General features: G+C 44.1%; 14 protein-coding genes. 9 read left to right on the forward strand and 5 right to left on the reverse strand.

The annotated features are described in order from the left end of the window. Window positions 1-39: 39 nt before the first annotated feature. Entirely contained in the window at window positions 40-864 is an 825-nt protein-coding gene (locus IQ246_RS23150) for a hypothetical protein (RefSeq protein ID WP_194005679.1), read from the reverse strand. Window positions 865-1,085: 221 nt separating this feature from the next. Between IQ246_RS23150 and cobU the strand changes: the two genes are divergently transcribed. Further along, window positions 1,086-1,661: a bifunctional adenosylcobinamide kinase/adenosylcobinamide-phosphate guanylyltransferase gene (gene cobU / locus IQ246_RS23155; RefSeq protein ID WP_194005680.1), complete on the forward strand. Its 576-nt coding sequence runs from the start codon at window positions 1,086-1,088 to the stop codon at window positions 1,659-1,661. Between the two features lie 52 nt (window positions 1,662-1,713). Then, window positions 1,714-2,145 carry a hypothetical protein gene (locus IQ246_RS23160; protein ID WP_194005681.1) on the forward strand — a complete coding sequence of 144 codons (432 nt, stop codon included), beginning with the start codon at window positions 1,714-1,716 and terminating at the stop codon, window positions 2,143-2,145. Window positions 2,146-2,571: 426 nt separating this feature from the next. On the opposite strand, the gene IQ246_RS23165 is transcribed toward IQ246_RS23160, so the two are convergent. Continuing rightward, a complete protein-coding gene (locus tag IQ246_RS23165) occupies window positions 2,572-2,805 on the reverse strand; it encodes an EF-hand domain-containing protein (protein WP_194005682.1) in 234 nt (77 codons plus the stop codon). Between the two features lie 237 nt (window positions 2,806-3,042). Here IQ246_RS23165 and IQ246_RS23170 point away from each other — a divergent pair, with 237 nt between their 5' ends. Then, complete coding sequence (locus IQ246_RS23170) at window positions 3,043-3,240, forward strand: hypothetical protein (protein ID WP_194005683.1); 198 nt, start codon at window positions 3,043-3,045, stop codon at window positions 3,238-3,240. Further along, window positions 3,237-3,629 carry a type II toxin-antitoxin system VapC family toxin gene (locus IQ246_RS23175; RefSeq protein WP_194005684.1) on the forward strand — a complete coding sequence of 131 codons (393 nt, stop codon included), beginning with the start codon at window positions 3,237-3,239 and terminating at the stop codon, window positions 3,627-3,629. The genes IQ246_RS23170 and IQ246_RS23175 overlap by 4 nt, the downstream gene beginning before the upstream one ends. Window positions 3,630-3,648: 19 nt before the next feature. Here IQ246_RS23175 and IQ246_RS23180 read toward each other — a convergent pair whose 3' ends face one another. The 3 genes from IQ246_RS23180 to IQ246_RS23190 form a co-directional block, all read right to left on the reverse strand. Next, complete coding sequence (locus IQ246_RS23180; protein WP_194005685.1) at window positions 3,649-4,584, reverse strand: alpha/beta fold hydrolase; 936 nt, start codon at window positions 4,582-4,584, stop codon at window positions 3,649-3,651. 16 nt (window positions 4,585-4,600) lie between these two features. Next, window positions 4,601-5,107, reverse strand: a complete 507-nt coding sequence (locus IQ246_RS23185) for a DUF4112 domain-containing protein (protein WP_194005686.1) — start codon at window positions 5,105-5,107, stop codon at window positions 4,601-4,603. 129 nt (window positions 5,108-5,236) lie between these two features. After that, window positions 5,237-6,130, reverse strand: coding sequence for a YihY/virulence factor BrkB family protein (locus IQ246_RS23190; protein ID WP_194005687.1), 894 nt, complete (start codon window positions 6,128-6,130; stop codon window positions 5,237-5,239). Window positions 6,131-6,424: 294 nt separating this feature from the next. On the opposite strand from IQ246_RS23190, the gene IQ246_RS23195 reads away from it, so the two are divergent. From IQ246_RS23195 to IQ246_RS23215, 5 genes are all read left to right on the forward strand, one after another. After that, complete coding sequence (locus IQ246_RS23195; RefSeq protein ID WP_194005688.1) at window positions 6,425-6,913, forward strand: hypothetical protein; 489 nt, start codon at window positions 6,425-6,427, stop codon at window positions 6,911-6,913. A gap of 3 nt (window positions 6,914-6,916) precedes the next feature. Continuing rightward, window positions 6,917-11,110 carry an ATP-binding protein gene (locus IQ246_RS23200; protein ID WP_194005689.1) on the forward strand — a complete coding sequence of 1,398 codons (4,194 nt, stop codon included), beginning with the start codon at window positions 6,917-6,919 and terminating at the stop codon, window positions 11,108-11,110. Then, window positions 11,107-11,583: a response regulator gene (locus IQ246_RS23205; protein ID WP_194005690.1), complete on the forward strand. Its 477-nt coding sequence runs from the start codon at window positions 11,107-11,109 to the stop codon at window positions 11,581-11,583. The genes IQ246_RS23200 and IQ246_RS23205 overlap by 4 nt, the downstream gene beginning before the upstream one ends. Continuing rightward, on the forward strand, window positions 11,583-13,547 hold the full coding sequence (locus tag IQ246_RS23210) for a response regulator (RefSeq protein WP_194005691.1): 1,965 nt from the start codon (window positions 11,583-11,585) through the stop codon (window positions 13,545-13,547). Before IQ246_RS23205 ends, IQ246_RS23210 begins: the two co-directional genes overlap by 1 nt. Window positions 13,548-13,806: 259 nt before the next feature. Next, window positions 13,807-14,931, forward strand: a complete 1,125-nt coding sequence (locus IQ246_RS23215) for a hypothetical protein (RefSeq protein WP_194005692.1) — start codon at window positions 13,807-13,809, stop codon at window positions 14,929-14,931. Window positions 14,932-15,082: the final 151 nt, after the last annotated feature.

Here is a 15,082-nt window from a genome sequence, read left to right on the forward strand (position 1 = left end):
CCCCATGCCCAATCCCCCATCCCCTTGTAAACATGATTTTTATGTTTGTTGCATGTGACCGTGTAAAACCACGAGCGTTTGGGCTAATTGGCTGAGACGGGTTTCTAGATATTGCTTGCGCCCCAATAGTTGACGTAACTTTTGATAACGGGCGATCGCCATGCTGACAGTGGGAACCTGATCCGGTGGACATGGACGCGACCAGACTTTACCAGAATTATCCACGCCACAGAGGCGATAGCCAGTACTAGATGATTGATAAGATACTTTATTGCCAGTTGAGCAAATTTCTTCCACGTAGTCCATGAGGCGGTCAACTTCTGCATGGCGCAGTGTTGCAGTTCCTCCTTGTTCTGGTTCTTGAATATTAGACTCTAACCAGCCATTCACAATTGGGCCTTCTAAATAAATATTTTGAATTTGCTGTAATATTTTTTGCAATTCAATTTGCCAACCAGCGACAGTTTGCTGAATTTCTTGTAATAGATTCATCGCCAAGGCTGGATTGGCTCCGTGGCGATGACTACTTAAACTAGGAGTTTTAAACTTAGGTAGGCTCGGTGTTCTTTCACCGTCCTCTTGTGCTTGAAAGGTCTGCACAGATTCATGCTGGGGAAATAAATTTGGTTCGGCAGAATAGTCCTGATCGGTATCTACATCAAGATTAACTGTTTGCCCTTGTAGCTTTAGTTCCTCGTCCCCTTCAGATGAAGTCTGTGTGCTTCCCGTAGGTTCATTTGCACCGACGCTGATCCTAAAAGAGAAAGGCCGCTTTGTCGAATCACCTGTTTGGGCGGCGGAGGCAGTGCCGCGAGTCCCTATATCGTGTAGAGTTGCCTCAATGCGTTTTAAGCCTGTTTTCATAAAAGATAACCTGAAATTTGCTGTCCCCGATGGTGTTAAATAATTATGAATGGGGTTGTTGGGATTTCGGCTTTTGCCATTTGTTGCATTAAAAATGCTGTGCTGGTGCTAATTTTATCTCCTAAAAGTTATTTATTACCAAAAATTTCACCCATAAACTAAAAACTTTGGTGATAAATTATTACCATAGTTATCTTTTCTAAGATACTAAGGAAAAAACTTTGGGTAAAGTCATCTTAGTCACAGGGCCAGCACGATCTGGTAAAAGTGAGTGGGCGGAAACTCTAGCGATGCAGTCGGGGAAAGTAGTTGTTTATATAGCAACAGCTAATGACAATCCAGATGACCAAGAGTGGCACAAACGCATTCAAAAACACCAAAATCGTCGCCCTCAAAACTGGGTAACGCTATCTGTACCTATAGAATTGTCTGCTACCCTGGCTGATGCAAAGCCGAATACGTGCCTTTTGGTTGATTCTTTGGGAACTTGGGTAGCTAATTTTTTGGAACAAGACGACCTGAGTTGGGAAAACGTCGTTGCAGAGTTGTTAGAGACGGTGCAGCTGGTGGCTGCTGATATGCTATTTGTAGCAGAAGAAACGGGTTGGGGTGTAGTGCCAGCTTATCCGATTGGTAGGACGTTCCGCGATCGCCTGGGTTCTCTAGTGCGCCAGTTAGGTTTACTTAGTGAAGCAGTTTATTTAGTCACTGGCGGTCATGTTCTCAATCTCAGCGTTCTAGGTTCGCCATTGCCCAATATAGAAGAAGCCGGAGTAGTGAGGAGTCAGGATTCTTAACTCTTGATTCAAATTAATCCAAAATCTCAAATCTCAAATCTAAAATTGTAATATGGCAACCAAACAAGAAGTTAGAGAATATCTTGCCTACTGGTTTCAGTTAGGTAAAAAAGTTATCACGGGTAATGGTCAGGCAAGCTTTTTGCCTCAATCAGTGCTAGAAGGCGATCGGTATAGTCAAGAATTTGAAGAATGTTGGCAAAAAATTCTTTCACCAGAATCAGGTGATTGTTACCTGGAGGGTACGCAAGAAACCATTGCTGAACTGTTGACGCCAGCATGGGATATGCTGCCTTGCAGCCGCTGTACTATGCCAGTAGTCGCACGAAACGTCGGGATGCCAGCTTTGTTATGTCCCTGCAATAATTTACCTAACTGGCCGAATACAGAGCTACCAGCACCACGCAGCCCAATTAACACTCAACAACAACTGGTGCTAATTCGTAAACGGCTTCTAGATAATCTTCCCTCAGCAAATAGTTAAATTCACTATGTTTTCTGGCTTGACATGCTCACCGGGCTAAAGCCTCGGTGATTCTTGACCAAAATAATGGGATACAAGCCCCGTCCTTCTAGGACGGCTTTTGCTGCTACAATAGAAACAAGTCGCCATAGGGCATTGGGAGACTATAAACGGACATGGAGGGACGATAAGACCACTTAGTGGCGCATCCCAGTGAAGTGTCAAGGAATCCTCGCTCCTTCAGGACGAGGAGGTATGTCAAAGTTCACAGCAACTTGCTACCGTTGTAGTCTGATAGTCGCTCCCTGTCCGTTTAAGGTCGTGGCGATGCCCCATCCCGACCATTTCTAGCGAGTCACCAATGACCATGAAAATTGCAAATCCCTCAAAGCGTGGGCTAGAGAGGGATTTTTGGGTATTGGGTATTGGGTGTTAGAGATTGGGTTACTAGTTTAAATTATTTGCTTTCTCAACTGCTTCCTTTAACTCTTCAAAGGTAATACTACCGTCTTCGTCTGAATCATAATTTACTAGCAATTCCTGGGGACTAGTGGTATTTGTTTCTGATGAAATGATTGCACTTAAGCCAGGACTTAAAAAAAGATCATTAATGGATATTTTGCCGTCTTGATCGCTATCTAAGGTATTAAAAAGAGATTGAAGCTCTTGCTCGGTTGCCATAAGTTTCTATCTGAATTAGTTTTTCAACTTAATATCTCATTAATCTTTGATTAATTTCTCAAAATTAAATAAACTTGTATCTTTAGACGTAGAAACGGCTATCCCTGGGGCTTATATCGGGTGTACGCCATGACTAGAAGTCACGAGTGTGCGGCTTGAAGTCATCAAGTTTGATAAGAATTAAAACAAATCCGTTATAATCAAACCAATAAATCTTAGAAACAAGAGAATCTAACTGTGCCAATAATTAAAATACCAAAACATTATCTTATATATCAAGATGAAAATTCAATTACAGTAGATATACCAGAATCAATGCTGTTAGATTGGGAAAAAGACTATAAAAAAGTTTCTCAAGCTAAAGAGCTTTTGAAGCATAAAAAAGAAGCCATGCTGGCTCATTTAGATGCTTTACGTCAGGAGTGGGACGGATGAGGTACGTTTATGATACAAATATTTTTATTTATTATCTTGCGGATGAACCAATAGTTAATTCATTTTTTACAGAACAATTTCTCAATTTACACGAAGTTCTGATCTCACCGATTATCCGCATGGAATTACTAAGTTTTGTAGGCTTAGAAAAAGAAGAAGAGCAAGCGATCAAAGATTTACTATCCGAATTTTATTCAGTTCCTTTATTAAGAGAGATTGAAGAGCAGACAATTCAATTGAAACGACAGTATAAAATTAAGCTTCCTGATGCAATTATTGCTGCTACTGCACTACATAAAGACACATTTTTGGTCACAAGAAATGCTAATGATTTTCAAGGGATTGCTAGACTAAAGATTGAAAATCCTTTTGTCACAAACAAAAAATGACCCTATTTAGGGCATTCTGTTAACAAAAACCAGTATCTTGCAAAAACTCAATAATTGCTGCATTTACTACCTTAAAAGCTCCAGTTGAGGCATCATGACAGCAATTAGGGAGAATTTGTAACCTGGAATTAAGAAGGCGTTGATGCAATTTCTCACCATGACTCACGGGAAACCAACTATCTTGCTCGCCCCACAAAATTAGTGTAGGACACCTAATAGCATCCAGGTTACTTTGAACTTTACTAAGCATATTTGGTTTGTTCTCTTGGAAATTTTTAATTTCTCGCGCCGCTATTTGTAATTCTTCCGCGACTTTCACAAGAGTGCCAGGTAGCTCAATAAACGGGTAAGTTATCCAGTAGACATCTTCCTGTGTCAGAATTGATGGATCAAATAGTACCCCACGCCTTTCTATTGCCATAATTTCTCTAACTAAAGGTGCTAAGAAATATGCCAAACGCAAATAGTCAATTGTTTGCACTATTTCCAAAGGCGCTTGGGCAATCAAATCCATAGCCCAATGGGGTAAACGTTCAGCAAAAATAGGTGCATTGATTACTACTAATCGCCCAATTAATTGGGTATTTTCTTGAGCAAGGGCAAGGGCAACTAATGCGCCTAAAGATTCTGCCACAATCACTGGAGGTTCATCACATAATACTTGAATAATTCTCTCTAACTCAATAACTTGATGACCGTTATCTTCTCGGCGAGACAATGATTTTTCTGAAAATCCATAGCCTTTGGCATCAAAACAAATCACCCGAAAATATTTAGATAATGGTGCGATACTGTTGCGCCAATTGTAGCTCCAGCTACCCATGCCATGTAATAAAATTAACGGTTTACCTATACCTTTTTCGCCATAAGCGATTTGTACAGGATACCCTTTAGCATCAGTAATAATTAGACTTTGCCGCCCTTTAGGAAAAGTGGCTTGCCACCAATCTTTCATTCTATCAATAACTAATTTAAGTGCCAGCGAAGGCGTTCAATAGAATTCTAATTAGTATCACAGGTAATGCTACTAAGACAATAGCGATCAGCAATAATCCAACCAAAACGGCAAAAATGAACCACCTATCTGCACGCCTTTTCTCGCTAGGAAACTTTAAGTGTTCTTCCAATAGCCTAAGATTATGAGTGTTAGCTGTCCAGGCAAAATCAAAAAAGTCTCCCAACACTGGGATAGCGCCTACTAAGCCATCAATGATTACATTCAAAAACATTCTACCCAAAGTGGCTCTAGACGCACCCAGCCGTGCTGCTTCTAGGATAATGTAGCTAGAAAGCATGATTCCCAAAAAATCACCACCAATGGGTATAAGCCCTATAAGTGGATCTAGACCAATACCAACCTGCGTTCCAGGAATCATAATCATATTATCCAGGAGTCGGCTCATTTGACGGAGGCGCTTCAAGGTTGGTGCTTTAGCATCAGGTGAAATCATTGAAAACTGAGGAGGAGATTCCGACATTGGGTCGATCGCTTATTTGTATTGAATCGTTAGATATTCTACTCCCCTACTGAGATCTTTTAACAGTTTACACAGGGAATTATGAGTATATTTCTCTTTAATATTCTTCGCTAGATTGCAATACCTTCTCTAGGGGACGCTACGCGATCGCGTTTTCAGGCGCATATCTTCGCCAACATTCACGTTTAACTGGTCGCCTACTAATAGAACAGCAGCGCTCATCCACAACCATAGCATTAACACTATCACAGTCCCCACTGCCCCATAGACTTTATTATAGTTGCCAAAATTCGCCACATAAAGCCGAAATAGGGCAGACAAAATTGCCCAGAAAACAGCTGCTAAAATTGCTCCGGGCATAATCGGTGTCCCTGAGTTCCATGTGCTGGGGCCATAGCGATAGACAAAGCTAAAAGCGGCAGCAACAATACCTAAAGCTAAAGGCCAGCGTAACAGTTGCCAAATATGCAATAAAAAGACCAAATAGCCATTTTCACGCACCACTAGGCTCAAAAGCAGGTCGCTAATAAAGACTAAAAAAGAAGCCAACACTAAAAGTAAAATAGTACCGACTGTTAATGCCAAAGAGACGAGTTTGGCTTTCCAAAAGGGGCGCGTCGTTTCTGGAGGAATTTGATGAATTTGATCGAAAGCAGTCATAGCCGTACTTACTGCTCCAGACGCAGTCCAAAGTGCGATCGCAAAGCTTAAAGAAAACAAACCACCATTTTTGGGGTCAGTAATTTCTGTGGTGGCAAAATCACGAATTAGAAGTAGTGCTTCTTCGGGTAGAACTTGACTTAGTTGCACCGCCAGTTGCTTAAAGGTGTCTTGCAAGGATTCTTCAAATAAACCAATGGCTGTGAGGAGAGTAAGAATAGCTGGAAACAGCGATAACATAGCATTAAAGGCAATTTCCGAGGCAAGTCCTAAAAGTCGTCTTTCAGTTGTCCTAGCAAAAGTTTTCTTGAGTGTGCGACCGTTAAGGTGGCGAAAAAAGCGGACAAAACGATGATTCGTCATAAACAGGACTTACGCAACTGGCATATTATTTGAAGTTCGTAGTAAGGACTTTAGTCCTTATTTTGAGGACTAAAGTCCTCACTACAAACAAAAAATTGAGATTTTTGTGACACTTGCGTAAGTCCTGATAAATACAGTTGCAGCTGATTTAGCGATTAAAAGGGAATAGCGAATAAATGTCATAGACAATATTAAGAGTGGTATATAAAGTTGAAAATCTCTTTCTCTGGCTCCACCAGTAGCCTATCAGTCTTTATCGGAGCAGGTAAATCGAAATAACACAAATAACTTTTTATGAGTCAAGACTTAACACAACAATGGTTGACGGAAATTCAGACCCTCAAACAACAACTAGCAGAACAGCAGCGCGATCGCGATACGGCTTGGGAAAGTGCCCAAAAATGGCGTAAACTTTACAATACAGAAGCAGAACAACGCCGGACAGATGCTCAAATGTCACAACAGGCGATCGCATCCCTGAAAGCAGAGCTTCAAAAAATCCAGGGTAGAGAGGAACAGAGATTTGCTGATGGTACAGCAGTAACAGCTATTCAACAAGAAATAGAACCATTAAAATCTATAGATGACTTGCAAGTTAAAGTCATTGCCGTTATCAAAGAACGCGATCGCTTGGTGCAAGCTTTGAAAACGGAGCAAGATAACCACGCTCAAACCCGCAAAAGTCTCACTACCGCCTTGGGTGATGCTATTGATCGGTTGACACGAGAGCGAGTTGAAAAAGAGGGGGAGAAAGGGAGCAGAGGAAACAGGGAGAGAGAATGACAAATGACAAACGATTTCTTTGCTAGAGGTGGCGAGATGGGAACGCTCATGCGATCGCTCGACTGGTCGCAATTACCACTCGGTGCTGTTGAAACCTGGTCATCAAGCCTGCGAATCGCCCTCAGCATCTGCCTGAATTCTCGCTTTCCAATGGTGATCTGGTGGAGCAAGGAATTAGTGTTGCTTTACAACGATGCTTGGCGACCGATTTTGGGTACTAAGCATCCACACGCACTAGGACGCCCTGGTAAAGAAATTTGGGCTGAGATTTGGGATATAATTGGCGTGCAGCTTGAAAGTGTGTTAACAACCGCACAGGCAACCTGGTCTGATGACATGTTGCTGTTGGTTGATCGGTACGGCTATATCGAGGAAGCCTACTTTACCTACTCTTATAGCCCCATCTTCTTAGAAACAGGAGAAGTGGGAGGAGTGTTTACCGCAGTCACTGAAACCACTCGACGGGTGATTGGTGAGCGGCGTCTGGACACGTTACGGGAACTGGCTGCTAGTACTGTGGAAGCCAAGTCGGTTGAAAAGACCTGTCGCATTGCTAGCGCAACTCTGGCAAAAAATCCTTACGATCTTCCTTTTGCCTTGCTGTACTTAATAGAAAATGATCGCGAAGCTCACCTTGTGGAAACAGTAGGGCTGGAAGCGGGTATACCTGCCAGTCCTCAACAGGTTGACTTAACTCAGAAAACCGACCCCTGGCAGATGGCACAGGTGAGCAAAACTGCACAAGCAGTAGTTATTAATCAGTTAACGCACCTATTTGGTGAGCTACCAGGTGGAGCCTGGGAAGAGTCACCGCGATCAGCGATGGTTTTGCCGATCGCCCAAGCAGTTCAAAAAGAGCAGTTAGCGGGGTTGCTTGTCCTTGGTATTAGTCCTCACCTGGAGTTTGATCATGAATATCGAGGCTTTTTTGAGCTAGTTGCTAGCAACGTTGCCACAGCGATCGCTAATGCCCATGCCTACCAAGAGGAACGCAAACGAGCAGAAGCCCTAGCAGAACTTGATCAGGCTAAAACTGCTTTTTTTAGTAATATCAGTCACGAATTTCGCACGCCGCTAACCCTAATGCTGGGGCCATTAGCAGAGACTTTAGCTAACGATTCAGGACTCCAGCCAGGGGAGCGCGAAAAATTGGAGATGGTGCAGCGTAATGGATTACGTTTGCTCAAGCTGGTTAATACTCTCCTTGATTTTTCCCGCATTGAAGCCGGGCGATCGCAAGTAGTTTACGAACCAACAGACTTGGCAATGTTAACAGCGGAGTTAGCGAGCGTCTTTCGCTCCGCCATTGAACAAGCCGGACTACGACTTATAGTCAACTGTCCACCTCTGCCTGAAAGAGTGTATGTAGACCGCGAAATGTGGGAGAAGATTGTCCTGAATCTACTTTCCAATGCCTTCAAGTTTACCTTTGAAGGTGAAATTGAAGTCACCCTCCGTTGGGCAGAAGACCATGTTGAGTTAGAAGTCCGGGATACAGGCATTGGTATTTCAGTAGCCGAACTTCCCCATTTGTTTGAGCGATTTTATCAAGTGCAGGGTGCGCGGGGACGGACTTATGAAGGTTCAGGGATAGGGTTATCGCTGGTTCAGGAGTTAGTGAAACTGCATGGAGGTAATATTCAAGTCAATAGTGTTGTAGATCAAGGAACTTGGTTCACCGTGTCGCTACCAACAGGATTTGCCCATCTTCCGAGCGATGCGCTACGCGCCAGCTACACTAAACACAACACTGTAGTCTCAACCGCAACAGGAGCGGCCCCGTATGTTCAAGAAGCCCTGCACTGGTTGCTCCCTAAAGAGGAGGGAGAGAAGGGGAGCGAGGGAGTAGAGGAACAAATTATTAATTCTTCACCTCTGCAAGAATCTGCACGAATTCTCTTGGCTGACGATAACGCCGATATGCGTGACTACGTAAAGCGACTATTGAACCAACGTTATGAAGTTCAGGCAGTTGCTGATGGGATCGCGGCTCTGGATGCGGCTCAGACACAACAACCTGATCTGATTTTGAGTGACGTGATGATGCCAGGACTCGATGGTTTCGAGTTGTTGCGTCAACTCCGGGCGAATCCACAAACGAGAGAACTACCCATTATTTTGCTTTCGGCTCGTGCTGGGGAAGAGTCTCGCATTGAAGGGCTAAAAGCTGGAGCCGATGATTATCTAATCAAGCCTTTTTCTGCTCAGGAATTGCTAACGCGAGTTGAAGCAACTTTAAACATGGCTCGGATGCGACAAGCCGCAACCCTTCGTGAACAGGCATTGCGAGTTGTTAGCGAGGCGGCACAACAAGAAGCTGAGTCAGCTTATAAGCAAATCAGTTACATTCTGGAGAGGATGACTGATGCATTCATTGCCCTTGACCAAAATTGGCGGACTATATATCAAAATAAAGAAGCTGAGCGGCTCAACGGCAAACTACGAACTGAGGTCATCGGGAAGACTCACTGGGAGGAGTGGCCTGCATCAGTTGGCACTAACGTAGAGCGCCAATATCGCTGGGCGATGGCAGAGCAAGTTCCCGTCCACTTTGAACATCGCTACCACTCACCGCCCAATTATGATGTGTGGCTTGAGATTCATGCCTACCCTTCAGAAGAGGGTTTAGGAATTTTCTTTCGCGAAATCACTGAGCGCAAACTGGCAGAGGAGGAGTTGCGCGAGAGTAAGGAGCGGCTGAGCTTTACATTGCAAACCGCAGAATTGGGCGACTGGGATCTAGATTTGACAAACCAGACTGCTCACCGTTCCCTCCGCCATGACCAAATCTTTGGCTATGAGTCTCTTCTACCCGAATGGACTTACGAAATGTTTTTAGAACACGTACTTCCAGAGGAGCGCCCTTTGGTTGATGCCCAATTTCAGGCTGCGCTAATTAATAATGAGGTGTGGGATTTGGAGTGCCGTATTCGCCGTGCCGACGGAGAATTACGCTGGATCTGGGCACGTGGGCATATTTATCATAATGCTCAAGGGGAAGCAGTGCGGATGCTGGGATTGGTTGCTGATATAAGCGATCGCAAGCAAGCAGAAGCAGCGTTGCGTGAAAGTGAAGCACGCTTTCGCCAGATGACAGATACCGCTCCCGTACTGGTTTGGATGTCTGGTACTGACAAGCTTTGTAACTACTTCAATCAATCCTGGTTAAATTTTTCCGGGCGGACTCTAGAGCAAGAGATGGGCAACGGGTGGGCTGAAAGCGTTCATCCCGATGATTTGCAGCGTTGCTTAGATACATACACCAATGCCTTTGATGCCCGACAACATTTTGAAATGGAATATCGCCTCAGACGCTTTGATGGCGAATATCGCTGGCTTTTTGATACTGGTGTACCTAGGTTCGCACCAACAGGGGAGTTTCTTGGCTATATCGGCTCGTGTGTTGATATTAGCGATCGCAAGCAAGCTGAAGCCAACATCCAACAACTCAATGAAATTTTGGAGCAAGGAATCAAAGAGCGCACTACCCAACTGGAAGTTGCTAACCAGGAACTCGAATCCTTTTCCTATTCAGTCTCTCACGACTTGCGAGCACCGTTTCGCCACATAGCCGGATTTGTGGAATTGCTGCAAAAGCGGCTGAATTCAACCAGCTTAGATGAAACGAGTCAGCGCTATTTACGGATAATCGCCCAAACCGCTAAAGAGGCAGGTATCTTAATCGATGAATTGCTGACATTTTCCCGGATGGGACGCACGGAGATGCGCTCTATTACCCTGAATATGGATCAACTGGTGCGAGAAGTGAAACGCGATTTAGTCACAGAGACAATAGGACGCACAATCGAATGGCATATTGCGCCATTACCAGAGGTGCAGGGCGACCCTTCTATGCTGCGCCTCGTTCTCTGCAACCTGATTGGCAATGCAATTAAATATACTCTGACTCGCACCCTAGCAGAAATCACTATTGGAAGTATCAACCATGAAAACGAAGTTATCTTTTTTGTGCAAGATAACGGCGTTGGTTTTAATATGCAATATGTCCACAAATTGTTTGGCGTATTTCAACGCCTACATAGCGACCCAGAATTTGAAGGCACGGGTGTAGGATTGGCAAATGTGCAGCGGATTATCCATCGACATAATGGTCGAGTTTGGGCAGAGAGTGTGGTTGACAACGGAGCCACCTTTTATTTCTCACTGCCTAAGTTGTTCAACAAGGAGAGTGAATGAAGGAACTCAAGCGAATTCTGCTGATTGAAGACAGTGCCAATGATGCAGAATTAATCCTGGCTGCCCTTTCGGAAAACCATCTTGCCAACGAAGTAGTGGTAGTACGTGATGGTGAGGAAGCATTGGATTATCTCTACCGCCGGGGCTTGTTTCGGTTACGAATGGAGGGGTATCCTGTTGTGGTGCTGCTCGATTTGAAATTACCTAAAATCGATGGATTAGAGGTGCTGGCACAACTCAAATCTGACCCCAAAATGCGAGTGATTCCTATCGTGGTACTGACCTCTTCCCGCGAGGAACCAGATTTATCTCGATGTTACGATTTAGGTGTCAATGCCTATGTCGTCAAGCCTGTAGATTATCATGAATTTGTCGATGCTATTAGGGGTGTGGGACTGTTTTGGGCAGTGATCAATCAGCCACCCCTTGGTGCTCTACCTCCTGTACCTCATCGTCAGCAGGAGAGCAAGTGATGAGTGTCCTGCGTTTCCTACTTTTGGAAGACAGTCTGTTGGATGCAGAGCTTACCGAAGCGATGTTAACAGAAGGAGGAATTGATTGCAAACTCCTACGTGTCGAAACCAGCGCTGACTTTTTGGCTGCACTGGAAACAAAGGCTTTTGATTTAATTCTTGCTGATTATGCCCTGCCATCATTTGATGGAATTTCTGCTCTAGAAATTGCTCGCAATCGTTGTCCAGATGTTCCTTTTATCTTTGTATCTGGGGCGTTGGGTGAAGAATTGGCGATCGAAGCCCTGAAGAATGGTGCAACCGATTATGTGTTGAAGCAGCGACTAGGGCGGTTGGTTCCCTCGGTACAACGGGCATTGCGGGAAGCCCAGGAGCGTTGTGAACGCCAGCGAGCAGAGGAGTCCCTACAAAAGAGTGAAGCTAGGTATCGCAGAATTGTTGATACTTCTTATGAGGGAATCTGGATGATCGATTCTCAGACACGAACAGAGTTTGTAAACCAGCGGATGTTTGAGATGTTGGGCTATACGGCAGAAGAGATGTTCGGCCGTTCCATATTTGATTTTATGGATCAGGCTGATGGTATAGCTGCCCAACAGAAACTAGAGTGGCTCAAGCAACAAGGGAATGATCTCAAAGAAGGTAAATTGCGCTGCAAGGATGGTTCGTATATCTGGACACTAATTTCTGCTAGAGCAATTTGGAGTGAACAGGGTGAATTCTTAGGTGCGATCGCCATGCTAACCGATATTACAGATCGCAAGCGAACCGAGTCAGAGCGCGATCGCCTCCTGCAACTTGAGCAAACAGCACGAGCAGAAGCAGAGGCAGCCAACCGAATTAAAGATGAATTTCTAGCAGTATTATCCCATGAATTGCGATCGCCACTAAATCCGATTTTAGGTTGGTCAAGACTATTGCAGAGTCGTAAATTGGATGAGACAGCAGTTAAGAAAGCACTTGAAACCATTGAGCGCAATGCCAAATTGCAAGCTCAACTGATTGAAGACTTATTGGATGTTTCTCGTATCCTGCAAGGGAAAATCAATCTCAACATGACATCAGTCAATCTAGCATCCACCATTGAAGCCGCAATGGAAACAGTGCGCTTGGCAGCTGAGGCGAAAACGATTCAGATTGAGACGATGCTAGACCCTTCTATTGGGCAAGTTTTGGGTGATTCCGCTCGCTTACAGCAAGTCCTCTGGAACCTACTATCGAATGCCGTTAAGTTTACACCTGGTGGGGGACAAGTAAATGTGCGATTGGAGTGCATTGAGGCTCAAGCTCAGATTACCGTGAGTGACAATGGTAAGGGTATCAACCCTAACTTTCTTCCTCATGTGTTCGACTATTTTTATCAAGGCGACAGTACGACAACCAGAAAATTTGGTGGGTTGGGGTTAGGCTTAGCGCTCGTCCGTCACTTAGTCGAGATGCACGGCGGAACAGTGTGGGCCCAAAGTCCAGGTGAGCAGCAAGGAGCCATCTTTACAGTTAGGCTACCCTTGCTCAAAGATGGCGCAATCATCAAGGATGGAACGCCCACCGCCTTAACTACCGTTAATGCTTCTGCTCCCCTCACCGGTATACAAATCCTGCTTGTAGATGACAATGCTGACACTCGTGACTTTTTCAGCTTTGTACTCGAACAGTTTGGTGCGCTCGTAACCGCAGTAGCATCGGCCGATGAAGCATTACAAGCTTTTGCACAGTCCAAGCCAGATATCTTGCTCAGCGATATCGGGATGCCAGAAATGAACGGCTATATGCTAATACAAGAGGTGCGAGCTTTAGAGGCAAAACAAGGAAGACAACAGATTCCCGCGATCGCCCTGACTGCTTATGCAAGCGAAATTGATCAGCAGCAGACACTTGCAGCCGGGTTTCAACAGCACATCGCCAAACCTGTAGCGCCAGAGGAGTTACTCCTAGCAATTTCCAACCTAGTTAAATGCAAGTGAATTACTCTAACTAGCTTGGCGATCGCACACTTGCCGTATTGAGTAAAAATTGAAGTTACCCAATGCTGATTTCACAAATAAAAACCTTACCAAATTACTCTAAAAGGTGAAAAGTAAATTTTTGACTACTACATGTATATTGAGAATGACTAATAACTTATTCAAAAGCTAGGATGAGATCACTATCCAACTTCGGTTGCGATTTTCAGCTTCTGTAAATTTTTTTGCTGATTTCAAGTAAATTTCAATTACTTAAGCCATGCCACGTACTCATTATCCTCCCGCTTACTTACGCTATCTCAAAGCCAGATTATGGAATCTAGGGCGACCTGGTTTTTGGGGAACAGCAATTTTTTTATCTGTGGTCGGGCTAGGAACTTGGGAATACTGGTCAAATCCAGATGTTTTGACTCGCAAGCTAAATAAGCAAGTCGCTTCACAAAAGCCTGCTGACTCCTCTCTGTCAGCAGAAGAGAGAGCCATTGCAGCGGATATTGATAACTTGCCAGTTCTGTTTAATGACTTTAAGCAAGGAACTGTTTTAGTAACGGCAAATACCCACAAGGGAAATACTGAGGCAAAGAAGGGTAAAGGTTTATTAGATGATGTAATTAACAAACAAAAGTCTGATGCTAGTGACGTTAAATCCAATCCCAGCTTGGGGATAGTTAGTAGCCCAGCGATACAAAATGTGACAAATCCCTTTGTGCTCCAAGCAGAAAATTTATTGCGTCCAAAGGCATCTAATAGTAAAAATCAATTTCTAGAGGTTAAGTCTTTAACTGCGGCGTCTGAGCAAACAGCAGCGCTAAAATCCTCTTCTAACTTGGGAATTGGATTAACTAATCAAACCAATAAGGAGCAAAATCCTGTTTTCATCAGTCCTTTGCAAGCAGCGCTTAACCAATCTACAAACCAGAAACTATCTAGCTTCAATGGTAAAGTTTCAACTCAGACAAATCCCTTGGGGGGAGTTTCTAATGAAAGTACAACGCTAATGCTACCCACTAACACCCTATCCAGTCAGAATTATCTACCAAGAACTGGGTTAAGTGCTGGAACTAGCTACACGTCAACAGGTACAAACTTACCGCAAAATCCCTACAGTAATTTAAATAGTGGTCAAGTCTTGCCCAATGTAGCACCTGCAATACCAATCTCTCCTGCACCAACTAATATTGCACCCTACTCTAACCAGATTCCCAGCCAAAGTGTGGTTACACCCATAAACCCTGTGAGAGGCAATTCTGTACAGCAGCCTGTACAACCGCCACAGTCTATATATGGCAATTCTATACAGCAGCCTAACCAACTGCCGCAGTCTAATTTATCAAGCCGTGACCAGATTTTGAGGCAATATATAGGTGCAGGAGGTCAGAAGTGATCTAGATTACTGAAATAGATCGATATAAACCACGTCTATCTTGAAACCCGTAGTTTTTCCTCATCTTCTTCAAGGTGATTTTTCACCCACAAGCGATCGCAAATTTCAAAAGGACGGGAATTAATATCTTGTTCAAAGAAATGAACCCGTT

Origin of the sequence: aff. Roholtiella sp. LEGE 12411 (assembly GCF_015206995.1) — a bacterium.
Lineage (GTDB): Bacteria > Cyanobacteriota > Cyanobacteriia > Cyanobacteriales > Nostocaceae > Komarekiella.